Source organism: Pseudomonas mendocina (assembly GCF_900636545.1).
In the GTDB taxonomy this organism is placed as follows: domain Bacteria; phylum Pseudomonadota; class Gammaproteobacteria; order Pseudomonadales; family Pseudomonadaceae; genus Aquipseudomonas; species Aquipseudomonas mendocina.
Map to the genome: position 1 here is coordinate 3,517,242 of NZ_LR134290.1, position 26,720 is coordinate 3,543,961.

Genomic DNA, 26,720 nt, shown 5'->3' on the forward strand with positions numbered 1-26,720 from the left:
GCCCGCATCGTTGCCCGGTAGGCCGGCCCCCCATCACGTACTGAAGTACGTGATGGGGGCTCCGACCTACCAGGCGCCTAGCGCTCACTCGCTCAGCTACACGCTCGAAGGTCTGATGCAGTTCTAAAGCAAAGCAACAGTTAGTCCCCTCTCCCGCTTGCGGGAGACGACTGCAGGGATGCAGGAGGTAGGGTGAAGCAGGAAGCCCGAACCGAGGGCTAGGGAGAGGGCAAAAGCTCTTCCGTAGGAGCGGCTTCAGCCGCGAAATTCGCGGATAAATCCACTCCTACCCGAGCCTAGCCCCTCTCACAAATTCCCGCCCCTCCTCCTCCGGGTCGAGGGGCAACGGTCAGCCAGCAATCCACCGCCTGCTGACCAGTGGTACCCGTTTACCCTTGCGCGCATCACGCAACGGAACATAATTCAAATTATCTGTATATCCATACAGGCCGGTTCGTTAACCGGCCCTCACGCAGGAGCCAAGCCATGCTGAGCTGGGATGAATTCGACAAGGAAGACGGCGCAGAAGCAGCCGCCGCAAGCAAAGCCACCGCACAAAGCGCCGGCACCAACTTCGACAAGCTCGACAGCGAAGCTGCCGGCTCGGTCGAGCAGGCCCGCGCCGTCGACGCCAACGACTCCGACGCCGTGGCCCGCGCCAAGAAAGCCCTGAACGACCTCGACATCCAGGAAGGCCTGGACGACCTCGAAGGCGCCTCCGCGCGCGTACAGGTCGGCGATAAGCAGATGATCAACGCCCGCGCCGACCTCAACCAACTCGTACCCTTCAAGTACGACTGGGCCTGGCAGAAGTATCTGGATGGTTGCGCCAACCACTGGATGCCGCAGGAAGTGAACATGAACGCCGACATCGCGCTGTGGAAATCCACGGACGGTCTCAGCGAAGACGAGCGCCGCATCGTCATGCGCAACCTCGGCTTCTTCTCCACCGCCGACAGCCTGGTGGCCAACAACCTGGTACTGGCCGTGTACCGCCTGATCACCAACCCCGAGTGCCGCCAGTACATCCTGCGCCAGGCCTTCGAGGAAGCGATCCACACCCACGCCTACCAGTACTGCATCGAGTCGCTGGGCATGGATGAAGGCGAGATCTTCAACATGTACCACGAGATCCCGAGCGTCGCGAAGAAGGCCTCCTGGGGCCTCAAGTACACCCGCTCGATCTCCGACCCGCAGTTCCAGACCGGCACCCCGGAAACCGACCGCCAATTCCTGCGCAACCTGATCGCCTACTACTGCGTACTGGAAGGCATCTTCTTCTACTGCGGCTTCACCCAGATCCTCTCCATGGGCCGCCGCAACAAGATGACCGGCACCGCCGAGCAGTTCCAGTACATCCTGCGTGACGAGTCCATGCACCTGAACTTCGGCATCGACGTGATCAACCAGATCAAGATCGAGAACCCGCACCTGTGGGATGCCCAGATGAAGGACGAAGCGACCCAGATGATCCTGCAGGGCACCCAGCTGGAGATCGAATACGCGCGTGACACCATGCCGCGCGGTGTACTGGGCATGAACGCGGCGATGATGGAGGACTACCTCAAATTCATCGCCAACCGCCGCCTGACCCAGATCGGCCTGAAGGAAGAGTACCCGGGCACCACCAACCCCTTCCCGTGGATGAGCGAGATCATGGACCTGAAGAAGGAGAAGAACTTCTTCGAGACGCGAGTGATCGAGTATCAGACTGGTGGGGCGTTGAGCTGGGATTGATTCCGGTGACTCATCAAAGATGACTAAGAGCGCTTTACCTGAAATGGATGTTTGGGGCAGCGAGTAGAAACTTGAAGCCCCGCATTGTGCGGGGCTTTTCATTTTAGAGAGTTAGATAATGCCACTCATCTCTAGCTATGCAATCTGGAACAACAAAGGCGGCGTTGGCAAAAGCACTATCACATTCCACTTAGCGACAAGATATGCCGAACAAAACCCAGAAAAAGATGTATTAGTGATTGACCTTTGCCCTCAATCAAACTCCAGCATGATTCTCCTTGGCGGCGGGATAACTGGCGAGAACAATGTACTAAACCTGTGTAGCCAGACAACTCCACAGACAGTGGTGGGATATCTCAGCGAGGTCATTTCCCGAGGCTCTGGCGCCCCTCTACCCCAGCCAAGTAACTTCATTGTCAATGTAAATACATTCAACAAGTCCACCCCTAACAATATATTCCTCCTATGTGGTGACGGAAACCTCGAGCCAATGGCTCCAGCAATAACTGGCGCGGCAGCAGCACCAGCGCTTACACCAGCAGTTCAACCGTGGAAGTGGGTACACACAATATTCCGCGAGCTAATCAACAACCTAGCCTCCACAAGCAAAAAAGATTTAATAGTCTTCATTGATACAAACCCAAGCTTTTCAATTTACACAGAGCTAGCTATTTCTGCTGCCGACCGACTGATTACTCCTGTAAACGCGGATGACTCTTCAAGGGTTGCAACAAATGCAATGTTTATTCTCCTGCATGGACAAACCCCTCCGCATCCAATATATGGCTCATGGACATATGCAGCCCAAGCACAACGCCACGGAATGACTATCCCGCAAATCCACACGATAGTTGGAAACAGACTAACTCAATACGATGGTGCCGCAACGGCATTTATGGCTTTATCAGATGCAACTGCCGACACATTATTCTCAGCATACCTCACGCACCCGAGCTATTTCACAAGTAGAAAAACTCCCGCATCAAATATTCATGACTTTAGAAACCAATACTCTGTAGCCTTACGAGACTTCAACACTGCTGGGGTAGTCGCAGCCCACTTAGGCATTCCCCTATCGAAGCTTACTCAAGGCTATCACGCAGTACATGGGACACAGGTAAAGGTCAATGCTGAAAGAGTGGATGAGTGCTTATCAGCTATTGATGACGTAATAACCCATATCAGCTGATATATGATTGATCGTTCCCACGCTCCGCGTGGGGACTTAACTCTTTGAAGCAAAAGAGCTGACACATTTATTTTCTTCGTCACCCTCTTCTACTATCGAAAAGGTGACAGATTTATTTTCTACGTCACCTCTTCTACTGGTTTCGCCCTTACGGCGAGTCACTTGACTCGCTTCGCTCGCCCTTCGGGCCAGCCTGCGGCTGTTACTCCGCTGCGCTCCGTTTCTCTTTGCTCGCGCAGAAAATAACCAAAGAGAAAGCGCGCCCGGCATCCGGGTTTCGCTACGCTCAACTCCCCTCGCTCCGGTGCTGTTCCGAGGGTCGTCACGGTGGGCCATCCCTACCTAGGCGGCCCCGGCCATCGTTCCTCGTTTGGCATCCATGCCAAACGCCCCTCTCCACAGCACCTCCACTCGGCCTCCTGACGGGATTCAGAGACCGAGTCGCCTGGTCTGACGGTGCAGGTAAATCAAAAGAAAAAGCAGAGCCAGAGCATCGCAGCAACGCCGCGATGCTCTGGCTCCTTCTTTGATCGTTCCCACGCTCCGCGTGGGAACGCAGCTCTCGACGCTCTGCGTCGATCAGTTACGACGTTTCAGCTGATCTCTGCGGCCGGCTAGAAGCAGGACGCGGAGCGTCTCCAAAGGCGTTACCACGCAGAGCGTGGGAACGATCAGTAACGAGGAAACGTAGCGAAGCGCAATAACAGCCGCAGGCTGGCCCGTAGGGTGAGCGAAGCGAATCAACCCGACGAAGTCGGGCCGGATGCCAGGGGCAAAGACCTCTTGGTTACTTTTGGCGGGGCCGGCCATCCGGGCGTCTGCCAAAAGTGAGCCGCTGTAAAAGCGGAACCGGTATGAGAATCACCACACAAGCGGCGGGTTCACTCCGTAGCGAAAGGCCTGAACTCCCGGACTCCTTGATTGAAAACGGTGAGTGGCTTTCAGCACCACAGATCGCTGCACCCGCGTTTTTGCGGAGCAGACCCAACAGCACCACAACAGATGCAATACGCTTTACCAACTCCGCAGCAATAACCCCCAGGAAAAATGACGCATGGAAGTCCGTTTACTGTCCCAGTCGGAGTTCGGCAACGTCCAGTTCTACAGGATCATCACCCTTCTCTTCCTGCTGCTCATGGCCGGCATCACCCTGAAGGGCCTGGCAAACGATGAATTCGCCCTGCTCTCGCCCCTACCCTGCATCATGCTGATCATCTTGGGCCGCTTCACCGTGGAGTGGCGCCGGGTCGCCAAAAGCCAACCGGCATTCATCCACGCGGACGAACTGGTGCTGTGCAGCGAGGACGGCAACCGCCGGATTCCCCTGGCGAAAATCAGCTCGACCAGGGCCAGGCACAGCCTCTTCATGGTCCGCCGCTACCGCTCCTGGTCGGAGCACGTGGCATTTCTCGAACTGACCCTGAATAGCGGCGAGCGCCTGTACACCCTTGCCGAAAGTGCCGTCTTCGAAGTGCCTCCGGCCAAGGACACGGTGAAGGCAATCGAGGCGGCGATCCTCGGTGCCAAGATGAAGGACATCACCCAGCGCCAGTTGGACGTTAGCAAAGGTTGATCGCGCCCACGCTCCGCAGGGGAATTCCCACGGTCGTGGCACGCGTCCCTTCCCCTACATGAACCAGGCGCTATCATGCGCGGCCCATTCAGACCAAAGGAGAGGTCTCGTGAACGCTCGCCGCATCATGCTGCTTGGCGCCCTGGCATTACTTGGCGCCTGCAAGGAAGAACGCCTGGTTCTGCACTTCGAGCAACCTGTTTCCAGTGGCTGGGGGCTCGACTCGCAATACCAGCAAGCGATCCTCGATGGCCTGCAAAACGCCGGTATCGACAGCAGCCAGGCGACGCTCGACACACGCGACAATGGCAAGGCAGTGGCCGTCTCCTTCCCCGAAGACGCGCTGAGCCAGCAACAGCAGGCAAGCCTGACCACCTACTTCGACGATCTGCTCAAGGCACGTGCCGAGGCGCAACAGGTGCGTTTGCGCATCAAGCAGCAGGAGCCCGAAGTGGTAAAGGGTGATCCATTTGCCGACACGATCCGGATGCTGCAGGCAAAGGCCAACACGATGCGCCCGCAATTCACCAGCCGCATCGAATACTACGACACGCCACGACTGATGTATCAGGAGCGCGAAGCGCCAGGTGTCCGCCTGTACCAGTCCAGCCCGGTGCACTGCCAGGTCACCCTGGGCCTGGAGAAGCCGCTGCCGCAAATCCACTACCAGTTGAACGCCCCCGGCGAGAGTGGCAGCGTCGACATGCTCAACCCGTTTCTGGCGACACAGAGCTTCCGTCTGCCTTCGTCGGTGAGTATCGGCAACAGCGACCTCGATAAGGCCGTTGCCGAAGGCCATTACCGCTACAAGCTGATCACCAGCGCCAATGCCCGTGCCAACCAGGCCGATGAACTGGTGTTCTTCTTCGGTGAACTAGGTTTGATCGACCACAGAGGCGGCCTTACCACCACCGATCTTGGCAAGTTCGAGGCGAACTGCCTGAAGCGGATCATGGCTGCCGGGCGACCATTCACCTTTCATTACGGCAACTCACTGGATCGACTGATAGCGGTGGATTATCGCTTCGGCGAAACGGCCCGATGATCCTGCGCAGAAGGAGTTCTTCGCTCAGCATTGCATGCTGATTCGCCTTAGCCGAACGATAGATTCGTTATGCACTTTGCCCATTTCAAGGAAAATACAATGCGCCTTATCCTTCTTCTGAGCCTTTGCCTGGTTTTGATAGCCTGCAGCGCCAACCCGCAGCGGCTCTATCAGGAGCAAGTAGTCGGTTCCACTACCCCCCTGGCCAAAACACCCGCAGAAGCAGTTCGCAATGCCACTGTCGAGCCCATGCAGATCAACCCAGGATGGCGTCCAAAACAATGGCAGATCAGTGCGCAGGAGCCTCGTCTGTTAGTCGATGGGGTACCGTCCAACTACCGTGTATTTTCCGTCGACCTCGAGGCCAACAAGCCCTTTCTGATCAAGGTTCACTCCTGGTGCGTGAACAGTTGCCTTGGCTTTAGCAAGTATGTTTTGTCGCCTTACTTGATTTTGCTGGATGAGAAATCAACAGTGATTGGTCGTGGTTTTGGCCAGATACGTGGCCAGATCGGTGTGGTTAACCAAGAGCTAGCGGGCCAGGTTACTCACAGCGGCACTTATTACCTGATCGTCGCAGCGGATAACCGTAACCCCGGCGAGCAGGTGCTTGTTGATAATGTGCTGGTCGTCGGCACCAACATACCGAAGACCATCGCCCCCTTGCGCATTGGAATGGGCAGTTATCCATTCGGTAGCGTCGCACCGTTTTTAGCCGAGCCGCAGTAATAGTGCATGAGCACCGGGTCGGTAGGGACAGCAGTTCCCATCCGGCCCGTCTTGCTAGTTCTTGCCTTTCTTCCTGGCAATCACCTTCATCCTTGCTGCGGCCTTCTGCACGGTGGCCATCTTCTCGGGCCGTTTCATGCCCCGCCATTTGCGGATTTCCTCGCGCGTGCGCCCGCAACTGACGCACAGCTCGCCGCTGAGCTGGCACAACGACACGCAGGGGTTCTCAACGTCCTTAGCCACGCTTGCCCCTTACCGGTCGTTCGACCGAGAACACCACGTGGTCGACGATGCGCGATACGCTGATGCCCACCTCGTCGAAGGCCGCCAGGGTCAGCGCCAGCATTCTCGCCTTGTCCGGGCTGGCGAGTGCCCGCGCCCTGTTCGCCTCGCTATCGAACATCCAGGTCACCACAAGGCTCTGCGGAAACTGCTCGTAGTCCACATCATGAGTCAGCCACTGGAAGCCGACGATTTCGCTTTTCGCCGTTTCGCAGGCAAGTGTCAACGCGCGGATCAGCTCGCGCTCGATGCCTGAGTATTTTCGTTTCGACGATGGCATATGGCGCTTCCGGGTCGGTGTTCGATGCGCCGCTATGTTACCCGAGACGCTACAGGCCAGGAGGCTGCGCTGGCGTTCATGACGCACAGCGAGGGACCGAACAAAAGCGTCCAATCGCCACTGCAGGCCCCCGACCACCAGCCCTTTGAAAATCCTCCCTACCCCTTAGAATCTGCCTCCAAACAGACCGTCGGCGTAATGCCCACCGCTCCTTCGTTCGCTTTCCATACAGGCCCTGCAGAACATGGCGTTCGACGCCCCAACCATGCTGACCCTTACCGTCGCCCTCGCCTTGGCCGCTGCGCTGTACCTGGCGGTTGAGTGGCGTAACGTGCGGGAGTCGCCCCTGCTGTTCTGGAGTGCGGGCTTCGCGACCATCGCCATCGGCTCGACCCTTGCCCTGTTGCGCGGCAGCGGCCTGATCCTGATCGGCATCTGGTTCGCCAACGGCCTGCTGGTGACGGCGCACTGGTTCTTCCTGCTGGGCGTGGCCCGCTTCACCGAGGCGCGCTTCTCGCGGGCCTGGTACCTGATCTTCGTCGCCTGGCTGGCGATGCTGCTCCTGCCGGAGGGACCGCAGTGGTCCAGGGTCATGCTGTTCACCAACTCTATGCTGGTCGCCCTGGTCACCCTCAAGGCCAGCGCCCTGCTGCGCCCTCACGGCAAGTCATTGAGCGTGGGCGCCGTTCAGTTGCGCTATGTGTTGCTGATGCACGGCCTGTTCTATGCGGCCAAGGCCATGACCGCGGTGATTCCCGGCGCGCTGATAGACCTCAACGCCTTTCGTGGCTTGATCATCCAGGTTTCGTTGGTGGAAGGCGCCATGGCGCTGATGCTGATCGCCCTGTCGATGACCGGCACCGTGCGTTGGCGCCGCGAAAAACGCATCGAGCGCCTGGCTGCTCGCGATCCGCTGACCGCGCTGTACAACCGCCGCGCGCTGGAGGCGAGAGCCGGCAACCTGCTGAAGGAAACCTCGCCCACACGCCCTGGCGCGCTGCTGCTGATCGATATCGACAACTTCAAGCAGGTCAACGACCTCCACGGCCACCTTGCGGGGGACCGCTTGCTGATCGCCCTCGGCGAGATGCTCCGCGCACTGCTGCCGGAGCGGGCGCTGACGGCTCGCCTGGGCGGCGACGAGTTCGTCATCCTGATGGACGATGCGTCGAATGCTCGCGTCGTGGCATTGGGCGATGCGCTGCGCCAGCGCTTCAACCACATGGCGGCGCAGGCCTTTGCCACGCCGCAGGCCGTCACCCTGAGCATCGGTGCCACACTGTTCGACCGACCACCGGCCAGCCTGGCGGCACTGATCGAGCAAGGCGACACGGCGCTTTATCAGTCCAAGCGCGGCGGCCGTAACAGCACGCGGGTGGATGACCGGACGGAGGCGCATCGCGGCCAAGCGGATCAAGGCGCACCGTAGCGCCGGTCTGCCAGCAGCCACGTTCGAGATCGGACGCGGGTTCGCAGCGCCATCGGCCACGAAGCTTCATGGACGCAGCCTGCGGGTTACAATCCCCGGCCATGCCCTTGCCCTGCGGAGCCTCCTGATGTTCACCCTTTCCCACCTCAGCAGCCCGCCGCCCGAGTCACTGAAGAGCCAGGTGCAGCAGATGGTGGTGGACTATTTCGCCGACATCAGCGCGGTGCCGCTGCTGCCGAGCAATCCGCTGTATCAGCTGTACCAGTACGTGATCGGCTATGAGCTGCATCTGCACCTGCAGAGCATGAACGGCGACGCCGAAGGCCCCGTGCAGTTGCTACTGGCGCTGGACGATGAAGACCCGGCTCGTGTGCTCGGGTTTGCCCTGTACCTGCCCAGCCCGGACGATGCTGCCGCCTGCACCCTCGTCTATCTGGCGGTGCACAGCGAGCATCGCGCTCAGGGCATCGGTCGGGCGCTACTGCAACGCTTGCAGGAGCAACGCCCGCACCTGGAACTGGCCTGCACGGCAGACAAGGTGCCGCTGTTCGAGGCCCTGGGTTTGCAGGTGCTGGCCACCCAGGGTGCGCAGGTGGTGATGAACAGCCGCGACTATCGCTCCAGCGGCATGTTCGCCGCCGTCGACCTGGCGCCTGTGTTCGCCTCCACGGAGGTCCGGCAGATTCACGCCTACCTGCTCAAGCAGCACGGCCAGCGCGCCATGCAACAGGCGGAAAAGCAGCGCGACCAGTACCTCGATGCGCTCGCGCTCCAGGCGCAGCAGCTGGTCGACGAACGCCTGCCGTCACGCGCACTGCACTGAACGGGTAGGTCGCCTGCGATTGGCAGGCTCACACTCGGTACGCGCGACCAAGGTCGCTAACCGCAGTGCTCGGGGCGCTTCTGGGCAGGTTCGTGGCGCAAAGCGCGGCCATCATCGGGGCAAGCACTGGCTGCGCCCTCGTTCGAGGCGCAGCCAGCCCAGAACAAGACGCCGACAACGGCCTGCCGAGGACACACGGATGAAAGATTCAGCACGGGGTTTGCTGCTCGTCACCAGCGGTATCGTGATTCTCAGCTTCGACGGCCTGCTGGTGCGCCTGGCCCAGGCCGATGGCTGGAGCATCGTGTTCTGGCGCGGGCTGCTGATGTTCCTGGCGCTCGGTGTGTTCTCGCTGTCGGCCAGAAGCCGTGCCAGCGTCCGCGCGCATCCGCTGCTCAGCGCCTGCTCAGCGCTGCTGCTGGCGTTGATCTCGATCTTCTTCGTGCTGGCGGTGATCCACACCCAGGTCGCCAACGTGGTGGTCATTCTCTGCACCGCGCCGCTGTTCGCCGCGCTGTTCACCCGCTTCTTTCTCGGCGAGCAGGTGGCGCTGCGCACCTGGCTGGCGATTGGCGTGGCGGCATTGGGCATCATGCTGGTATTCGCGGGCGCCTTTAACGCAACCGACCTGGCCGGCAACGGCTATGCGCTGCTGTCCTCGGCGGCCGTGGGCGCCAACCTGACGCTGCTGCGCCGCCATCCATCCCTGGAACGCATGCCGCTGATCGCCCTCGGCGGGCTGGCGGCGGCACTGATCGCCTGGCCCAACGCACAGCCCTTCGCCCTAGGCACCTCGAGCTACTGGGCGCTGGCCATCATGGGCCTGGTGCAAATGCCGCTGGCGACCTTGCTGATCAACAACGCAACGCGTTATCTGCCTTCCGCCGAGGTGGCGCTGTTCTACCTGCTGGAAAGCGTGCTGGGTACGCTCTGGGTCTGGTACTTCCTGCAGGAAACGCCGGCCAATGCCACGCTCTACGGTGGCGCGCTGGTGATCGCCACGCTGGCGGTGCATGCCGGCCTGACCTTGCGCGTGCGCCAACCGCTGCCGGCCTGAATCCGTACGGCCTTGGCTGACCGGCGCAGCGGATACCAACCACCGGGAGCCGCCGATATTTCAATTGACACTCGCAGGCGCAGTCGAGGAACAATGCACGGCAACGCTCGCCTGGCGGCACTTGCATAGCCGCGCGAGCAACAGCCCCAGTCGCAACATCATCCGCTTCACTGCCGCGAACAAGGACGTCCGATGCGCATACTCCCCCTTCTTATCCTGCTTCTGTGCCAGGCCGCCCATGCCGGGGAAATCGTCAACGACGTCAGCGGCATGAACCCCATCGAGGTGGCGCAGGTGCTGGCACCTACCGAACTGGAGCAGATCGTCGAGGCGGTGCGCGGGCATGCCGGGCCCATCGCCATTGGTGGCGGGCGCTACAGCATGGGCGGGCAGACCGCTACCGAGCAGGCCCTGCAACTGGACATGCGCCGCTTCAACCAGGTGCTGGAGTTTTCCGCAGAGCGCCGGGAGATTCGCGTGCAGGCCGGTATCACCTGGCGCGAAGTGCTGGCGTACATCGATCCACATGGCCTGTCGCCGCAGATCATGCAGTCCTACGCCAACTTCACCGTTGGCGGCGCGCTCAGCGTCAACGCCCATGGCCGTTACGTCGGCCAGGGGCCGCTGGTGCTCGGCGTGCGTTCGTTGCGCCTGGTGCTGGCCGACGGCCAGGTGGTGGATGCCAGCCCGACGCACAACAGCGAGCTCTTCTACGGTGCCATTGGCGGTTACGGCGGGCTGGGCGTGATCGTCGAGGCCACCCTGCCGCTGGTGGAGAACAGCAAGCTGATGCGTCAGACGCAAATCATGCCGCTCGGTGACTATGCGCAGTTCTTCGCCAACCAGGTCGTCGACAACCCGGACATGGTGATGCACAACGGCATTCTCTACACCGACGACTACGACAGCGTTCGCGCCGTGTCCTACCTGCGTACGGACGCACCGCTGACCGTGACGGAACGCCTGGTGCCGCTGGACCGAGACTACAAGGCCATGCGCGCCGCATTGGCTGTGGCCAGCAGCAATGGCGGCGCCAAGGTGCGCGAAAGCCTGGTCGACCCGCTGCTGCTCAAACGACCGCAGGTGCAGTGGCGCAACCACGAAGCCAGCCTGGATGTGCGCGAGCTGCAGCCCATTTCCGGCCCCGACTACAGCTACGTGCTGCAGGAGTATTTCGTCCCGCAAGCCCAGCTGGAGCACTTCGTCGCGGGCATGCGGGAGGTGCTCAAGGCGCACAAGGTCAAGGTCGCCAATATCTCCATCCGCCATGCCAAGGCCGACCCGGGTACGCTGCTGGCCTGGGCCCGCGAAGACACCTTCGCGCTGGTGATCTACTACCGCCAGGGCGTCTCGCCCGACGAGCGCGCCGCCGTGGCCAACTGGACACGGCAACTGATCGACCTCGCCATCGCCCACCAGGGCAGCTACTACCTGCCGTATCAAATCCACGCCAGCCGTGAGCAGTTCCTCGCCGCCTATCCGCGCGCCGAAGCGTTCTTCGCGGTGAAAAGGCGCGTCGACCCAAGCAACAAATTCCGCAACAAGCTGTGGGATGCCTATTACCTGCCGCCCGATAACCGGGCGAGTGCCAAGGAGTTGTGATGCCCGGCATCATCCATGTCGCGGACACCTTTGCGGCGTTTCTCGACGACCTGCAAACTCGCCGCGCCCCTGCCCTGTACCAGCTGTCGAAACTGCGAAACGGCTTCGAGGGCTGGCTGAAGATCGAGCTCTATCTCTGGCTGACCGAACGCTACCAGCTGCAGCCGCAGACGGATGTGGGAGTCGAGTACAAGGTCTGGCTGGATCAGCGGCGCGGGCAGATGGACCGTGAAACCAAGCAATGCGACCTGTGGGTACGTGATGCCGCAGGCCACGGCTACCACTACATCGAACTGAAAGTCCCGTTCGCCAACAACAACCGCGGCAAGCTGTTTCTCAGCGCGTCCGACGACTTCTGGTACATGTCGCGCCTTCTTGCCGTCGACCAGTCCGCCGCGAGTGGAAGCGCCATCCTGGTCGGCGCAGGGTTTGACGAGCATGACTGGACGCGGGCCATCGACGATGCAGTCGCTTATGCAGGCAACGATCCGGCAATGGTGCAACTCAGGGTCGGGTCGCTGAAGCTGGAGGAGGCACCCACCCTGCAATGGGCGGTGATGACGAAACGCTATGCGCCCCGACCCGGCGCCTAGCGCGCTCGGTATCCGCCCGGCAAATACCGGCCACAGCCTCTAGATCGAACACATCCCGCCTGGCACCGTCAGGATCCATTGCCGCACGGCTTGAATACTCGGGTCGTTGCGCCGGCTTTCCGGGTACACCAAATAGAACGGCTTGCCTTCCAGCTCGGGACCGAAGGGCTGCACCAGTCGTCCAGCCTTCAGCTCGTCTTCGATCAATTGCCGACTCATCAGCGCCACGCCCTGGGCACCGACGGCAGCCGAAACGGCGTGGGTCTCGTCGGAGAACACCAGCCCGGCACCGACATCCAGCCCTGCCACCTGGGCCTTCTTCTGCCAGACGGCCCAGTCGATCGGCGAGGAAATCGCCGCCTGGTTGCGGAAGTGGATCAGCGTATGCCTGGGTAAGTCGGCGGCATCGTGCAGCTCCAGCAGCGGGCTGCAGGCCGGAATGAAGGTGTTGTCGAAGAGTTTCTCTGCAACCAGCCCCGGCCAGCGCCCATCGCCGTAGCGAATGGCGATGTCGGCGGTGACGCCGTCGAGCGCCACCGGCTCGTGCGAGGCATGAATGCGCAGGTCGATATGCGGGTGGGAATCGCGCAGCAGGCAGACCCAGGACAGCAGCCAACGCACCGCCACCGCAGGCGTGGTGCTGAGGGTGACCGCCTGCCGGCGTGGTGCGGCGCTGAGTTTCTCGACCGCAGCGCTGATGCTGTCGAAGGCGCTTTCCAGCACCTGCTGCAGTTCGCGGCCGGCCATGGTCAGCTCCAGCTGGCGCGGTTTGCGCACGAACAGCGCAACGCCGAGGGACTCTTCCAGCGCGCGAATCTGATGACTGATCGCCGTGGCGGTGACGGAGAGTTCTTCTGCGGCCTGCTTGGCGCTCTCGTGGCGGGCCGCCGCCTCGAAGGCACGCAAGGCGGATAGCGGAGGCAGCCGGCGTCGGCTCATAGCTGAATTTTCCTCATCCGTTACGAAAAATATTGATCGTTTGTCGCCCAACATGCGCGAACTTAGCCTGAGTCTGCTGCCAATTACAGATGAATTCAAATTCAAGCAGGAGATTCGCCATGACCCATATTCTGCATCTCGACGCCAGCGCCCGCCCCGGCCTCGCCGGCAAGGACCTGCACGGTTCGCACAGCCGCAACCTCAGCCAGCGCTTCGTCAGCCAGTGGCAGGCCCGTCGCCCGCAGGACATCGTCACCTACCGCGACATCGGCCAGAACCCACCGTCGATCATCAGCCATGACTGGATCGCCTCGTCCTTCACCCCCGAGCCAAAGCGCGAGGCCTGGATGCACGACACGCTGGCCGAAAGTGATCGCCTGGTGGACGAGCTGATTGCCGCCGACGTGCTGGTGATCGGCACGCCGCTGTACAACTTCGGCATGCCCGCCGCACTCAAGGCGTGGATCGACCAGGTGGTCCGCCCCGGCCGTACCGTGGAGGTGGACGAGAGCAACCCGCTCGATCCCTACGTGCCCAAGCTGGCCGACCGGCCGCGCCATGTGGTGATCCTCACCGCACGCGGCGGCATCGGTTTCGATGCCGGCGGCGAGATGGCGCACATGAATCACCTGGAGCCGAACCTGATCACCGCGCTCGGTTTCATCGGCCTCACTCGCGTGCACCAGATCGCCATCGAAGGTCAGGAAGTCGGCGGCGAACTGCTCGCCGAGTCGGTCAGGCTGGGGCTGAGCAAGGTCGACGCCCTGGTGGCCGAACTGCAACGCGCCGTGCAGGCAGAACGCGTCGGGGAACCGGCGTGACGACCGAAGGCCACCGCGTGGATGGCCACGGCGCCATTCGCGCTAGACCCTGCGGCGCAGGCCTCGGCTGTCGAGGCTTGCCAGCACCTTGCGAGCGCTGTCGATGAAGGGCAACACGATCAGGCTGTACAAACTCAGGTAGCGATGTGCATCGCGCTCGGCCGTGCCGAAGCTGAGCCGCTCCGGTGTATGCGTGGTGGTGTAGAGGGTGCCGAACATCCAGTCCCAGAGCGACAGGTTGGTGCCGAAGTTCTTGTGGAAATGGTGCGGGGCGTCGCTGTGGTGGATCTGATGCTGCGCCGGACTGTTGAGCAGGTGTTCCAACCTGGGCCCGAAGGACAGCCAGATGTGCGTATGACGCAGATTGGCTGCCAGGCAGTTGAAGATGAACACCAGGTAGGTCACGCCGAACAGCGTGTAACGGCTGACCTCGCCCCCGCACAGGTACCAGAACGCTCCGGAATAGGCGCCGAGCAGCACCAGCGTCAGCAGGCTATCGGCGAGCTTTTCCACGACATGCACGCGGCTGGCGGTCAACGGCACCAGCACGGGCGCGACGTGGTGAACCTTGTGAAACTCCCACAGCCAGCGCGAGTGGAAGGCGCGGTGCGTCCAGTAGCTGGCGAAGTCGTTGATCAGAAACACGCCCAGGCCGTAGAGCAGGCTCAGGCCAAGGTTCTCCCCCAGCTGCGGCCGGGCCCCCCAGAGGTTGGTGAAGAAGGCCATGTAGTCGGCCGAGTGCAGCACGTAAGGGTCGACCAGGCCGATCACCGGCACGATCAGCAGCACGCGCAGCAGTGCACGGACGAAGTAGTAGCGGTAGTCGAGCAGCGCCGAAGGATGCAGCAACACCTGGCGCCCACCGACGAACTGCCAGAACGTCGCGGTGCCGCTGCTCATGCGACGCCGACGATAAAGCAGGTAAGCCACGCTATAGGAAAGCAGGATGAAGACCAGGCCGATACGCCCGTTGAGGTCGAAAAGCCCCTGAACCTGCCTGGCCAGTAAAGCCAGCAGTTCGGTCAACGGATTGGCTGCCAGCGACAGCTCTTGCATCACTCCAGCCTCCCCCGGCGAAAGTCGCGGAATGATAAGCAAGAATGATGTTTTAGCAAATGAGAATAGTTATCCAAGACACCTGCCGCGCGGCCCGGCCACCTGCCTTTCAGCGCTTGCTGCAGGCGAACAGCGCATTACCGGAGTTGCCATCCCACTGGGCCAGCCGCTGATAGTCATGCTCCAGCATCTGAACCTCGAAGTAAGGCGCCAGCAGGTTCTGCAATTCGGCGAAGCTCACCGCCACCATGGGATGCTCGTCGTGCCAGACCTCGGTCTGCTCATCCAGGGTCCGCTCGATGCGCAGGCGCAGCGCCTGCTGCTCGCCATCACCACGGTAGTACCAGCCTGAGCTGAAACGGAACTGCCCTTCGCCATGCTGCACGCTGTGGGAAACGAACGAAGTGTTGTCGATGCGCTGCTTGTCCACGGCGTTGAAGCAGAACACCCCACCCGGCGCCAGGGCGCCATGCACGCTGGCGATGCAGGCCTTGAGCCGCTCGATGCTGGCGCTGTAGTGGATGGAGTAAAGAAAGCAGGTGATCAGGTCCAGCGGCTCGTCGACCTGGAAGCCGCACATGTCCTGCCGGGCGAAGCGTGCCTCGGGGCAGCGCAAGGCAGCGCGGTCGAGCATCGGCTGATTGATGTCCAGCCCGCTGCAGGCGTAGCCGGCATCGAGAAAATGGCGCACATGCGGGCCGGTGCCACAGGCCAGGTCGAGGTGGCGCCTGCCGCCGTTGCCGAACAATTGCTGCAGGCGCTGCACGCAATGGCTTTGCGCGGCGTAGTCGATGTCCGCGCACATCAGGTCGTAATAGCCCGACAGGTCGGTATAGAGAGCGTTGCCGGACATGGTGACCCGCCAGGGGTGTCGAGGGGCGCGCATCATATCCCAAGCACAGCCGTGCGCCGATAGAGAAAAACGCCGCACTGATCCCCCGCTAAACTCCTGGCATTTGCAGCCGAAACAATGACGTCAACACTCAGTGAGATGCTCACATGTTCAATGGACGACTGAAGCACGAGTTGCAGACTCTGCGTGACGACTTCTCGTCCGTGACGCAGGTTTGCGCCAGCCTGGAAGAAGAGATGCTGGTATTGATCCTCGACCCGCAAGGCCGCATCGAACGCGCCAATGGCAATTTCCTCAAGGAGATGGGCTACACGGCAGATCGCCTACAAGGTCAGCACCTGCTGAAGTTGATACCCGAACATGTGCGCAATCTCGACTTTCATCATCGCGTACGCCAGGCACTGGAGCGTGGCGAGCACCTCGCCGGGGTGATCCGTCTGCTGCGCGGCAACGGCGAGGAGGCCTGGCTGCGCTCGATCCTGCAGCCGGTGTGTGACAGCAGCGGGCGTATCCGCTTCTTCTCGATCCATGGCAGCGACCTGACCCGTACCATCGAGACCTCGCGCGAGCATGAAAACCTGATCAAGGCCCTGCAGCGCTCCACTGCGGTGATCGAGTTCAACCTGAACGGCGAGGTACTGACCGCCAATCAGCGTTTTCTCGATGCCATGGGCTATAGCCTGGCGCAGATCCAGGGCAAGCATCACCGCATCTTCTGCGATCCGAGCGAATACAACTCCCCAGACTACCAGCGGTTCTGGGAACAACTGCGCCGGGGCGAATTCGTCGTCAACCGCTTCCGCCGCCTGGATAGCCACGGCCGCGACGTGTGGCTGGAGGCGTCCTACAACCCCATCACCGACGCCCACGACAAGCTGTACAAGGTGGTCAAGTTCGCCACGGTGATCACCGACCAGGTGCAGCGCGAGGAGGCCGTCGCCCAGGCTGCAGGTATTGCTTTCGAGACCTCCAAGGGCACCGACGAAAGCGCGCGCAACGGCGCCTCGGTGGTGCAGCAGATGCTCGACGCCATGACCGAACTGGCCGCGCGCATGCAGGAGGCTGCTCAGGGTATCGAAGCGCTGGACAAGCAATCGCAACTCATCGGCTCCATCGTCAAGAACATCAGCAGCATCGCCGACCAGACCAACCTGCTGGCCCTGAACGCGGCCATCGAGGCGGCGCGAGCGGGTGACCAGGGGCGTGGTTTCGCCGTAGTGGCCGACGAGGTTCGTCAGTTGGCGTCGCGCACCAGCGCGGCCACCGAGGAAATCACCTCGGTGGTCGGCCAGAACCAGCAACTGGCCGAACGCGCGGTGGAGATCATCGATCGCGGCAAGACCCAGGCCGAGTTGGGCCTCGAACTGTCCGGCCAGGCTGGCCGGGTGATCGAGGAAATTCAGGATGGTGCGCGGCGCGTGGTCAAGGCGGTCGAGAGTTTCGCCACGCAGTTGTAACCCAGGGGGCGTCGGTGCCTAAGGCACCGCCCCAGAACACGTCATCACACAACTCTATCTTCCATCTCTCCCCCTAATACCTGGCCAAAAGCCAATCCGTGCATATTCCCAATGCATTTGAATGCCACTATTTTCAATGTTGTCATACATCGTATAAGTTTCACGGGTCGCATCTGCGATCAACAAGAACAACAAGGACCCTCACGATGAATGACGAACAACGCCCCGACGGTTCACGCCGCCAATTTCTCAAGCAGTCGCTGGTCTATTCCGCTGCCGCCGCCAGCGCCGCCTCGCTGCTGCCGCAACTGGCCAATGCCACGCAGCCTCTCGACCTGCGCTACCCATCCGCTGCGGTCAAGCCGCTGGATGACAGCTTCCTGCAACTACGCCTGTTCAACGCCAGCGTGGAAAAACTCGCCGATGGCATCCGCTGGGCCGAAGGCCCTGTATGGTTCGGCGACGGTCGCTACCTGCTGGTCAGCGACATCCCCAACAACCGCATCATGCGCTGGGACGAAATCAGTCAGTCGCTGGCCGTCTACCGCCAGCCATCGAACTATGCCAACGGCCTGGTGCGCGACCGCCAGGGCCGGCTGATTGCCTGCGAGGGCTCGACCACACAGGATGTTGGCCGACGCATCACCCGCACCGAACACGACGGCAGCATCACCGTGCTGGCCGATACGTTTGAGGGCAAGCGCTTCAACTCGCCGAACGATCTGGTGGTCAAGCGCGACGGCTCGGTGTGGTTCACCGACCCGCCCTTCCAGACCGGCAACTTCTACGAGGGTTACAAGATCGAGCCGGAGCTGCCCCATGGCGTCTACCGCATCGACGGCGAAACGCAGCAGGTCACCCGAGTGATCGACGATCTGGCCGGCCCCAACGGCTTGTGCTTCTCGCCGGACGAGAAGACCCTGTACATCGTCGAGGGTCGTGCCAAGCCGCATCGCCTGGTGTGGGCTTATCAGGTAAACGACGACGGCAGCCTCGGGCAACGCCGCAAACACATCGAAGCCACCGACACCGGCGCGCTGGATGGGATCAAGTGCGACGAGTTCGGCAACCTGTGGTGCGGCTGGGGCAGCAACGGTTCGGCCGAGAGCGATCCGGAAAAGCTCGATGGTGTGCGCGTGTTCAACCCGCAGGGCAAGGCCATCGGCCATATCGCACTGCCGGAGCGCTGCGCCAACCTGTGCTTTGGCGGCGAGAAAGGTAATCGCCTGTTCATGGCCAGCAGCCATGGCATCTATTCCCTGTTCGTCAACGCACGCGGCGCCACCTTCATCAACTAACCACTGCGCCACGGCCGCTCCGGCCGTGGCCTGCCGCGCCTTTCACAAGGCCTTGAGCGCTCTATTTAGGGCGTTTCAGCAAGCATCAGTGGCATCGATGTTCACCATCATGCCAATGAAGTTCTCTGAAAAAATCCAGTGCGTAACATCTGCTCCATACCCAACCACAACCCCGCTGGAGCAAAACACCATGAAACGCCAACTCGTCCTCAGCTTCGCTTTCTCCGTACTGGCAGCCAACGTATTCGCCGCGTCCTCTACCCAACCTGTCGTCGCCGAAGGTGGCTCTGATCGCCTGATCGAAAGCCGCATCGCCGAAGGTGGTTCCGACCGCCTGATCCAGAATCGCGTCGCTGAAGGTGGTTCCGATCGTCTGATTCAGAATCGCGTCGCCGAAGGTGGCTCCGACCGTCTGATTCAGAACCGCGTCGCCGAAGGTGGCTCCGACCGTCTGATTCAGAACCGCGTCGCCGAAGGTGGCTCTGATCGTCTGATTCAGAATCGCGTCGCTGAAGGTGGTTCCGATCGTCTGATTCAGAATCGCGTCGCTGAAGGTGGCTCTGATCGTCTGATTCAGAATCGCGTCGCTGAAGGTGGCTCCGACCGTCTGATTCAGAACCGCATCGCCGAAGGTGGCTCTGATCGTCTGATCCAGAACCGCGTCGCCGAAGGTGGCTCAGATCGTCTGATTCAGAATCGCACCGCCTGATTGGCCATTCACCCACTGATCGAGAACGTCGTATGACTCGATGGCAAGTGCAGCCCGAAAAGGCCGGCCTGATAAGCCGGCCTTGCTGTTTGGGGCACTGAAAGGTCACCCGTACACAGCGCGAATGAATACCCCCGTGTCGCGCCCCGGCAACCAACCGCTGCCACCCCGCTCTATGGTGAAAGCTCTTTTTGACCGACACCGGAGCGCCAAAATGGCCAACAAACCGATCACCGTTCTGCGCGATACCCAACCGATGCCCGTCGTCGATGCCTGCAAATGGGAGCGCATCGAAGGTGACCCGCACACCGTCAACCTCAACGCCTACACCTCCGACGACGGCAGCAAGATCATGGGAACCTGGATCTGCACCCCCGGCAAATGGCGTGTGGAATACGTGAAGTGGGAGTACTGCCACTTCCAGGAAGGTTACTGCATCATCACCCCGGACGGCATGGAGCCGATTCACCTCAAGGCTGGCGATATCTTCGTGGTCGAGCCTGGCATGAAAGGCACCTGGGAAGTGGTCGAGACCGTTCGCAAGTACTTCGTTTTCGCCTGATCGCTGCCCCCTCATATCGGTGTGCGCCCTCTGCCGGCGCACACTCATGCGCCTCACTGGCGTTAGTCAAAGGCAGCACGCCCCGCCAAAGCTCCGAGTCTCCAGAGCTACCCAGGATGTCTCAGGGCGCCCTTACCGTCAGGCTCACCAGCTTGAGCACGATCGGTCGCACCAGCATCACGCAGACGAAAGCCACCGGCATCGCCAGGCTGTATGCACTCAGCACCGCCTGTAGGTAACCCTCGCCAAGACCACGGTTTGCAGCCGTAATGACCAGCGACATGAGCATGGCCACGATGCCTGACATGAAAAAGGCAAAGGCCACAGGCATGGCGCGCGCAGGCAATTTCCAGCTGCGCGTGACACCTGGCGCGAGGTCGAGATCGGACATGTTCAGTTTTCCTGTTCGATGAAAGTGCCGGCACTCTAGCGATGAAGGCGATTGCGACGGTAGAGGGCGGAAGGTAAGTTGAGTATCAAGCTTAACTTACGAATGGACATCCAATTGGAAAGCAAAAGCACGGACACCCTGCGCGGCCTGGAGAGTTTCGTGAAGGCCGTCGAGAGCGGCAGCATCGCTGCTGGCGCACGCTTGCTGGGTATCAGCGCAGCGGCAGCGAGCCAGAACATTGCCCGCCTGGAGCAGAGCCTGGGGCTGCGCCTGCTCACCCGCACCACCCGCAGCCTGGCACTGACCGACGCCGGCGCGCTGTACTTCGAGCGCGTGCAAGCGGTGCTTCAGGAGCTGGAGCTGGCCCGCGCCGCCGTCGCCGATCTGCAGGACGAACCGCGCGGCCAGTTGCGCATCGCCGCCAGCGCCGCATTCGGCCGTCACGTACTGGCCCCGCTGATCCCCGGTTTCATGGCGCAGCACCCGCGCATCCGCTGCGAACTGCTGACGACCGACGCCGTGGTCGATCACATCCAGGAGGGTGTCGACCTCAGTATCCACATCGCCCAGCAGTTGCAGGACGGCCTGGTGGCCAGGCGCATCGCCACCGCGCAGACACGCTTCTGCGCGGCGCCAGCCTACCTGCAACGTGCCGGACGCCCCAGCGAGCCCGAACAACTGCGCGACCACGACTGCCTGCTGTTTCGCTTCGCCACCGACGGACGCTTCCTGCGCTGGGGCTTCGTTCGCGAAGGCGTGCATTTCGATGCCCAGGTCAGGGTTGGCATGAGCAGCAACGACATCGATGCCCTCGCCCAATGCGCCGCGGCAGGCGGAGGTATCACCCGGCTGGCGTCCTTCGTTGCCGATCCCTACCTGGCCCGCGGCGAGCTGGTCGAACTGTTCTCCTCGGCCACGCCCACCCATGGCCGGGCCACCAGCGCACCGCTAGACTACTACCTGTGCGTGCGTGATCGCTACGAGCTGACGCCCAAGGTGCGGCTGTTCATGGATTATCTGCAGCACGCCCTGCCCGCCAATTTGCAACCTTTTGCCGAAGCGCCCTGGCATGGCGTCTGAAGCGGCTTGAAAGCGCGGGAACCTGGCCTATTGAAAACGGTCTGTGCTGCTCCGCCGACCCGGCGGTTTCCCACTCACGGATGGCTCAAAAGGCCCTTCAGCAAGGAATCATCATGAACCGACTCAAGCTGCCGTTGTTCACCCTCGCCTGCGCCACCACGCCCGAGGCACTGAAACCCTACCCTGCAGCCGAGGCAGGCTACAGCCGCCATGTGATCGAGCTGCCGGCGCAAGCCAACGAAGCCGAATACAAGGTGGAAATCATCGCCGGCAAGACGCTGGAGGTGGACTGCAACCAGCAACGTCTGGGTGGCCAGTGGCAGGAAAAGACCGTGGAAGGCTGGGGCTACAGCTACTACGAACTGGGCCAGGTAGGTCCGGCGGTGAGCACACTGATGGCCTGCCCGGACGGCAGCCGCAAGCAGGCATTCGTGCGCGTTGGCGGCGAGCCGCACCTGGTGCGTTACAACAGCAAGCTGCCACTGGTGATCTACGCGCCGGACGATATCGAAGTGCGCTATCGCCTGTGGTCGGCCTTGGGCCAGAGCAGCGTGGCGCCGCGCCAGTAGCGTCGGGCTCTGCCGCACCGGCCATGGATGGCCGGTGCTTCGCGGCACTTGCCCGAGAGCGGGGTACGGGGAAAAAAGCTCTAGCAAGCGGCTGCGAGACTGGATGCGATGGCCGGCGCGGCTATGCTCAAAGAGCACCTTCTCACCGAGCGCCAGAGCTGCGCCCGTATCTATCGGAGCCAACATGGATATCGAAAGTCTCTTTGCCCAGCTGCACACCCTGCCCAGCATTCCGAAGGTCGCGCAGGAGCTGATCCAACAGTTCGACAACCCCTCCTCCAACCTGGAAAGCGTGGCGCGCAATATCGAGCGCGACCCGGTCATCGCTGCCAAGGTATTGCGCCTGGCCAACTCGCCGCGCTTTCGTGGTTCCCGCGAAGCGGTCAGCGTCGAGGACGCCGCCATGCGCCTGGGCATCAATACCCTGCGAACGCTGGTGCTGGCGTCGGCCATGACGGGCGCGTTCAAGCCCGATACCGGCTTCGACCTCAAGGGTTTCTGGATTCGCAGCTTCCGCGTCGCCAGTATCTCCCGCTGCCTGGCCAAGCAGATGAAGCTGGACACCGACGCGGCTTTCACCTGCGGCATGATGCACAACATCGGCGAACTGCTGATCCAGACTGGCGCACCGGATTTCGCCCGGCGCATGAACCGCCACCCGAGACGCGAGGCCGCAGCCCACGCTGCCGAGGAAACCCTGCAACTGGGCTTCGGCTACCCGGAGGTGGGTGCCGAACTGGCGAGGCGCTGGCAATTGCCTATGCTGATCCAGCACGCGATTGCCTTCCAGGCTCGTCCAACCCAGGCGCCCGGTGACAATCGCTATGCACGCCTGGTCGCCCAGTCGGTGACCGTGGCGGAGTGCGTCGAGCTGGACGGTGTCAGCGAGCAGGCCAAGCAGAGCCTGGAAGGCCCGCTGTTCGAAGAAGTCGACCTGGACAAGCTGTTCGAAGCCCTGCCGGCGGTACTGGAGGCGGACAAGGCATTTGCCGAGTTGCTCGGCTAACCCCAGCACATTCCCATCGCGAAAACTGCTGCAAGCGGCTGGCTGAAGGATCGGGCTTCAGTCAGCCGGTGCAGGCAAGGATGGCATCAGCGCATGCAGCACTGCTTGTACTTCTTGCCACTGCCGCAGGTACAGGGATCGTTGCGGCCGACCTTGGCCTCCTCGCGGCGTACCGGCAGCAGCGGGTCCAGATTCTGTTGCCAGTACTCGTAGAGTTCGACGGCGGCCGGCTCGATCATCGCCGTGCTGGCGTCATATTCCGCGTCGGACATGGCCTTGAGCGTCTCGGTACCGCTTTCGTCGCCGTGCAGGGTGATCAACGCCAGAGCTGCCGCCACCGAATCGGGCAGCGGCTCTTCCAGCCAACCAGCCACCGCAGCGCCACGCAGGTAACCGGCGCACCATTCGGAAACGATCAGTTTCTCGCCCTTGCCGTTGCCATCGGCGAGGAAGATCGCCTCATAGTCGTCCGGCTCTTCGCTGAGCATGTAGGTGGCCTCGCTCATCAGCTCCACCGCCAGCTTCATGAAGCGCTCGCCATCCTTGTCGCTCGGCCATTGCGGTGGCTGGTCGGCCCAGATCGCCGCATACCAGACGGCAGGCGCGACCTGGCGCGGCGCGGAGACGATGGCGGCGAAATAGCCGTCCAGCTCGCTGGCAGAGAGGATCGAGTCATCGTTGCCGTACTTGAGCAGCCACTGATCGAGCTTCTCCAAGCCTCTGTTGTCCATCGCCACGCCTCTCGCTGAAAAAAGGGCGCTACTGTCCCACAGTTGACCGCCGCGAAACAGCCTGACCGCCAGGCGGTCAGGCCTTCCCTCTCACGCCTGCCGGGCGCGAAGCTGCTGCAGAGCCGGGGCGAAACGCGACACCGCCGCCAGCAGCGCCTGCAACGATGCGCGCAACAGGTTGCCATCGCGTCCTGCACCGAAGCGCGAGCCGGGCTGCCCCGGCCAGCTGACTTCCACCAGCGCCAGCGCGTTGGCCTCGCTGCCGCCGCCCAGGCTGTGCTCCTGGTAGTCGTCGATGCGCAGCGGCAGACCGAGCGCGGCCACCGCGGCGGCCAGGGGGCCGTTACCTTCGCCACGCAGACTCAGGCGCTGACCGACCACCTCGACCTCCAGTTCGATCACTTGACGCTCACCCACTTCCTGCAGGCGATGGCTGCGGTAGACCAGCTCGCCGCCCGGCCGCGCCGGAGCCAGGTAGGTGCGCTGGTACAACTGCCATAGCTCGGCGCTGGACAACTCGGTTTCGCTGCTGTCGGCCTGCTTCTGCACGATGGCGCTGAACTCCACTTGTTGGCGGCGCGGCATCTGCACACCGTGGTCGCGCTGCAGCAGGTAGGCGATGCCGCCTTTGCCGGACTGGCTGTTGACCCGCACGATACTGTCATAGGTGCGCCCCAGGTCCTGCGGGTCGATTGGCAGGTACGGCACCTGCCACAGGCCCTGCGGGTCCTGCGCGGCGAAGCCCTTGGCGATGGCGTCCTGGTGCGAGCCGGAGAACGCGGTGAACACCAGGTCGCCGACATAGGGATGACGCGGATGGATCGGCAAACCGGTGCAGGCCTCGGCCACCCGCGCCACGCCGGCGATGTCGGAAAAATCCAGGCCCGGATCGATGCCCTGGGTGTAGAGGTTCAGCGCCAGGGTCACCAGATCGAGGTTGCCGCTGCGCTCGCCGTTGCCGAACAGGCAGCCCTCGACCCGCTGCGCACCGGCCAGCAGCGCCAGTTCGGCGCAGGCCACACCGGTGCCGCGGTCATTGTGCGGATGCACCGACAGCAGCACATGCTCGCGGCGGGCCAGACGCCGGTGCATCCACTCGATCTGGTCGGCGAAGACATTGGCACTGCTCACCTCCACCGTGGTCGGCAGGTTGATGATGATCGGCCGTGCAGGGCCGGCATCCCAGGCCTCGATGGCGGCGTTGCAGATGCGCAGCGACACCTCCAGTTCGGCCATGCAGAAGGTTTCCGGCGAGTACTGCAGCACCCATTCAGTCTCGGGGTGGGCCTGGGTCAGCGTCTTGAACAACTGGATATGCTGCACCACCAGTGCCTCGACCTCATCCACCGAGAGCTTGAACACCACCTCGCGCCACAGCGGCGCGATGGCGTTGTACAGGTGCACGATCACCCGCCGCGCGCCAGCCACCGCCTGCACGGTGCGCTGCAGCAGGTCCTCGCGTAGCTGGGTCATCACCATGGGGGTGACGTCGTCGGGAATACCGCCCTCGTCGATCAACTGGCGGATGATGTCGAAATCGGTACTCGATGCAGCGGGAAAGCCCACCTCGATTTCCTTGAAGCCCAGGCGCACCAGCTCGTCGAACAAGCGCAGCTTGCGCTCGCGGTTCATCGGCTCGAACAACGCCTGGTTGCCGTCGCGCAGGTCGGTGGAAAGCCAGATCGGCGCCTGCTGCAAACGCTGCTGCGGCCAGTGGCGATCAGCCAGGTCGACGGGGGGAAACGCGCGGTACTTGGTGTGCGGATTGCGCAACATGGCAAAGCCTCGATGGGAGAACGGAGAACAACGCGATCTCCCTTGCCTGCATGGCAGGCTGTTCGAGGCCGGGATCGGGGGAGATCAGCGGCGCGTGGCGGTCACGCACCGGGGCTGATCCCGGCCTGGGCTCAGGCGTAGTGCGCGTAGGTCGGCAAGCGAGGTCATGGCGGCATGTCCGTGAAGTGAGTGGTCAGAGTAATGCCTGCCGCACCGACCACCTTGCGCCAAATAGCCTACCGTTATCGCAAAATGGACAACCTACCGAGGCGGCGCTAGGGTGGCCGCCTGTCCTTTGCACAACCTGCCCTCGCCAAACCCGCCATGGTCGATCACACCGCACTGCCCTACGAATCCCTGAGCATGCCGGTCACCGGCGTGGCCATCGATTACCCCAGCGGTCACCAGGTGCCGTCGCACAGCCACCCACGCGCGCAGCTGATCTACGCCATCGAGGGCGTGCTGGTGGTCGATACCCCCGCCGGGCGTTGGGTCACGCCGCCGACACGGGGCGTGTGGCTGCAGGCCGGCTGCGAGCACAGCCTGCAGATGCGCGGTGTCACCCGAGTGCGCAGCCTGTTCGTTAACCCCGATGCAGCGCCAGGCCTGCCCGCCGGCAACTGCGTGATCGACGTCAGCCCGCTGCTGCGCGAGCTGATTCAGGCCGCGACCCTGGTACCGGCGCACTACCCTGCCGACAGCCGCGACGGGCGGCTGATGCGCTTTCTGCTCGATGAGCTGAGCAGCCTGCCGGTGCTGCCGCTGCACCTGCCCTGGCCGGACGACGCGCGCATTGCCCGGGTCTGCCAGAGTCTGGCAGACAACCCGGCGCAGGCCGAACCGGCGGAATATTGGGCGAAGCAATTGGCGATGAGCAGCAAGACCTTTCACCGCCATTTTCAGCGCAGCACCGGCATCACCTTCGGCCGCTGGCGCCAACAGGCGCGCCTACTACTCTCGCTAGAGGCGCTGGCCCAGGGCTTGCCGGTGCTGCAGGTGGCGCTGCAGCATGGCTACGACAGCCAGAGCGCCTTCGCCGCAGCCTTCCGCCGCCAGTTCGGCGTACCGCCCTCGGCCTTCTACCGCTGAGCCGACACTATCCTCCTGTGGCCTCACGCAGGATCAGCGGCGGA

General features: G+C 62.3%; 27 protein-coding genes. 19 read left to right on the plus strand and 8 right to left on the minus strand.

Going from position 1 to position 26,720, the window contains the following annotated elements:
- Positions 1 to 486 precede the first annotated feature (486 nt).
- From EL191_RS16290 to EL191_RS16310, 5 genes are all read left to right on the plus strand, one after another.
- On the plus strand, positions 487 to 1,737 hold the full coding sequence (locus EL191_RS16290; protein WP_013716524.1) for a ribonucleotide-diphosphate reductase subunit beta: 1,251 nt from the start codon (positions 487 to 489) through the stop codon (positions 1,735 to 1,737).
- 118 nt (positions 1,738 to 1,855) lie between these two features.
- Positions 1,856 to 2,926: a ParA family protein gene (locus EL191_RS16295; protein ID WP_174447367.1), complete on the plus strand. Its 1,071-nt coding sequence runs from the start codon at positions 1,856 to 1,858 to the stop codon at positions 2,924 to 2,926.
- Positions 2,927 to 3,980: 1,054 nt separating this feature from the next.
- On the plus strand, positions 3,981 to 4,499 hold the full coding sequence (locus EL191_RS16300) for a hypothetical protein (protein WP_041979932.1): 519 nt from the start codon (positions 3,981 to 3,983) through the stop codon (positions 4,497 to 4,499).
- A gap of 109 nt (positions 4,500 to 4,608) precedes the next feature.
- Positions 4,609 to 5,544, plus strand: coding sequence for a hypothetical protein (locus tag EL191_RS16305; protein ID WP_041979930.1), 936 nt, complete (start codon positions 4,609 to 4,611; stop codon positions 5,542 to 5,544).
- 69 nt (positions 5,545 to 5,613) lie between these two features.
- Positions 5,614 to 6,273, plus strand: a complete 660-nt coding sequence (locus tag EL191_RS16310; RefSeq protein WP_017362143.1) for a hypothetical protein — start codon at positions 5,614 to 5,616, stop codon at positions 6,271 to 6,273.
- Between the two features lie 54 nt (positions 6,274 to 6,327).
- Here EL191_RS16310 and EL191_RS16315 read toward each other — a convergent pair whose 3' ends face one another.
- Both EL191_RS16315 and EL191_RS16320 read right to left on the minus strand, forming a co-directional pair.
- Entirely contained in the window at positions 6,328 to 6,516 is a 189-nt protein-coding gene (locus EL191_RS16315) for a DUF1289 domain-containing protein (RefSeq protein ID WP_041979929.1), read from the minus strand.
- The gene (locus EL191_RS16320) at positions 6,509 to 6,835 is read right to left on the minus strand and encodes a hypothetical protein (RefSeq protein WP_041979928.1); all 327 of its coding nucleotides are present in this window, start codon (positions 6,833 to 6,835) and stop codon (positions 6,509 to 6,511) included. The genes EL191_RS16315 and EL191_RS16320 overlap by 8 nt, the downstream gene beginning before the upstream one ends.
- Before the next feature lie 244 nt (positions 6,836 to 7,079).
- Between EL191_RS16320 and EL191_RS16325 the strand changes: the two genes are divergently transcribed.
- The 5 genes from EL191_RS16325 to EL191_RS16345 all read left to right on the plus strand — a co-directional run bounded on the left by EL191_RS16325 (position 7,080) and on the right by EL191_RS16345 (position 12,339).
- Positions 7,080 to 8,264, plus strand: coding sequence for a GGDEF domain-containing protein (locus EL191_RS16325; RefSeq protein ID WP_041979927.1), 1,185 nt, complete (start codon positions 7,080 to 7,082; stop codon positions 8,262 to 8,264).
- Between the two features lie 127 nt (positions 8,265 to 8,391).
- Positions 8,392 to 9,087 (plus strand): GNAT family N-acetyltransferase, encoded by a 696-nt coding sequence (locus EL191_RS16330; RefSeq protein WP_041979926.1) that lies wholly within the window; start codon positions 8,392 to 8,394, stop codon positions 9,085 to 9,087.
- 199 nt (positions 9,088 to 9,286) lie between these two features.
- Positions 9,287 to 10,144, plus strand: a complete 858-nt coding sequence (locus EL191_RS16335; protein ID WP_017362147.1) for a DMT family transporter — start codon at positions 9,287 to 9,289, stop codon at positions 10,142 to 10,144.
- A gap of 192 nt (positions 10,145 to 10,336) precedes the next feature.
- Positions 10,337 to 11,746 carry an FAD-binding oxidoreductase gene (locus tag EL191_RS16340; protein ID WP_041979925.1) on the plus strand — a complete coding sequence of 470 codons (1,410 nt, stop codon included), beginning with the start codon at positions 10,337 to 10,339 and terminating at the stop codon, positions 11,744 to 11,746.
- Complete coding sequence (locus tag EL191_RS16345) at positions 11,746 to 12,339, plus strand: hypothetical protein (RefSeq protein ID WP_041979924.1); 594 nt, start codon at positions 11,746 to 11,748, stop codon at positions 12,337 to 12,339. The genes EL191_RS16340 and EL191_RS16345 overlap by 1 nt, the downstream gene beginning before the upstream one ends.
- Before the next feature lie 39 nt (positions 12,340 to 12,378).
- Here the strand turns inward: EL191_RS16345 and gcvA are convergent, their stop codons facing one another.
- The gene (gcvA, locus tag EL191_RS16350) at positions 12,379 to 13,278 is read right to left on the minus strand and encodes a transcriptional regulator GcvA (RefSeq protein ID WP_041979923.1); all 900 of its coding nucleotides are present in this window, start codon (positions 13,276 to 13,278) and stop codon (positions 12,379 to 12,381) included.
- Positions 13,279 to 13,397: 119 nt separating this feature from the next.
- Between gcvA and EL191_RS16355 the strand changes: the two genes are divergently transcribed.
- Complete coding sequence (locus EL191_RS16355) at positions 13,398 to 14,099, plus strand: FMN-dependent NADH-azoreductase (protein WP_041979922.1); 702 nt, start codon at positions 13,398 to 13,400, stop codon at positions 14,097 to 14,099.
- A 42-nt stretch (positions 14,100 to 14,141) separates the two neighbouring features.
- Here the strand turns inward: EL191_RS16355 and EL191_RS16360 are convergent, their stop codons facing one another.
- On the minus strand, positions 14,142 to 15,155 hold the full coding sequence (locus EL191_RS16360) for a sterol desaturase family protein (RefSeq protein ID WP_041979921.1): 1,014 nt from the start codon (positions 15,153 to 15,155) through the stop codon (positions 14,142 to 14,144).
- 109 nt (positions 15,156 to 15,264) lie between these two features.
- Positions 15,265 to 16,008 carry a class I SAM-dependent DNA methyltransferase gene (locus EL191_RS16365; protein ID WP_041979920.1) on the minus strand — a complete coding sequence of 248 codons (744 nt, stop codon included), beginning with the start codon at positions 16,006 to 16,008 and terminating at the stop codon, positions 15,265 to 15,267.
- 146 nt (positions 16,009 to 16,154) lie between these two features.
- On the opposite strand from EL191_RS16365, the gene EL191_RS16370 reads away from it, so the two are divergent.
- From EL191_RS16370 to EL191_RS16385, 4 genes are all read left to right on the plus strand, one after another.
- Positions 16,155 to 17,465: a methyl-accepting chemotaxis protein gene (locus tag EL191_RS16370; protein ID WP_041979919.1), complete on the plus strand. Its 1,311-nt coding sequence runs from the start codon at positions 16,155 to 16,157 to the stop codon at positions 17,463 to 17,465.
- Positions 17,466 to 17,671: 206 nt separating this feature from the next.
- Entirely contained in the window at positions 17,672 to 18,763 is a 1,092-nt protein-coding gene (locus tag EL191_RS16375; RefSeq protein WP_041979918.1) for an SMP-30/gluconolactonase/LRE family protein, read from the plus strand.
- Between the two features lie 190 nt (positions 18,764 to 18,953).
- Positions 18,954 to 19,472: a phage infection protein gene (locus tag EL191_RS16380; protein WP_126403514.1), complete on the plus strand. Its 519-nt coding sequence runs from the start codon at positions 18,954 to 18,956 to the stop codon at positions 19,470 to 19,472.
- Positions 19,473 to 19,686: 214 nt separating this feature from the next.
- Positions 19,687 to 20,034 carry a cupin domain-containing protein gene (locus tag EL191_RS16385; RefSeq protein WP_013716543.1) on the plus strand — a complete coding sequence of 116 codons (348 nt, stop codon included), beginning with the start codon at positions 19,687 to 19,689 and terminating at the stop codon, positions 20,032 to 20,034.
- Positions 20,035 to 20,155: 121 nt separating this feature from the next.
- Here the strand turns inward: EL191_RS16385 and EL191_RS16390 are convergent, their stop codons facing one another.
- Positions 20,156 to 20,425: a DUF2798 domain-containing protein gene (locus tag EL191_RS16390; RefSeq protein ID WP_041979898.1), complete on the minus strand. Its 270-nt coding sequence runs from the start codon at positions 20,423 to 20,425 to the stop codon at positions 20,156 to 20,158.
- Between the two features lie 102 nt (positions 20,426 to 20,527).
- On the opposite strand from EL191_RS16390, the gene EL191_RS16395 reads away from it, so the two are divergent.
- The 3 genes from EL191_RS16395 to EL191_RS16405 all read left to right on the plus strand — a co-directional run bounded on the left by EL191_RS16395 (position 20,528) and on the right by EL191_RS16405 (position 23,080).
- Positions 20,528 to 21,505: a LysR family transcriptional regulator gene (locus EL191_RS16395; RefSeq protein ID WP_041979897.1), complete on the plus strand. Its 978-nt coding sequence runs from the start codon at positions 20,528 to 20,530 to the stop codon at positions 21,503 to 21,505.
- Positions 21,506 to 21,618: 113 nt separating this feature from the next.
- Positions 21,619 to 22,074, plus strand: a complete 456-nt coding sequence (eco, locus tag EL191_RS16400; protein ID WP_041979896.1) for a serine protease inhibitor ecotin — start codon at positions 21,619 to 21,621, stop codon at positions 22,072 to 22,074.
- 184 nt (positions 22,075 to 22,258) lie between these two features.
- Entirely contained in the window at positions 22,259 to 23,080 is an 822-nt protein-coding gene (locus EL191_RS16405) for an HDOD domain-containing protein (protein ID WP_017362600.1), read from the plus strand.
- Positions 23,081 to 23,166: 86 nt separating this feature from the next.
- Here the strand turns inward: EL191_RS16405 and EL191_RS16410 are convergent, their stop codons facing one another.
- The gene (locus EL191_RS16410) at positions 23,167 to 23,811 is read right to left on the minus strand and encodes a YecA/YgfB family protein (RefSeq protein WP_041979895.1); all 645 of its coding nucleotides are present in this window, start codon (positions 23,809 to 23,811) and stop codon (positions 23,167 to 23,169) included.
- Positions 23,812 to 23,901: 90 nt separating this feature from the next.
- Positions 23,902 to 25,587 carry a 2-isopropylmalate synthase gene (gene leuA / locus EL191_RS16415; RefSeq protein ID WP_041979894.1) on the minus strand — a complete coding sequence of 562 codons (1,686 nt, stop codon included), beginning with the start codon at positions 25,585 to 25,587 and terminating at the stop codon, positions 23,902 to 23,904.
- 324 nt (positions 25,588 to 25,911) lie between these two features.
- On the opposite strand from leuA, the gene EL191_RS16420 reads away from it, so the two are divergent.
- On the plus strand, positions 25,912 to 26,676 hold the full coding sequence (locus tag EL191_RS16420; RefSeq protein WP_017362603.1) for an AraC family transcriptional regulator: 765 nt from the start codon (positions 25,912 to 25,914) through the stop codon (positions 26,674 to 26,676).
- Positions 26,677 to 26,720 lie beyond the last annotated feature (44 nt).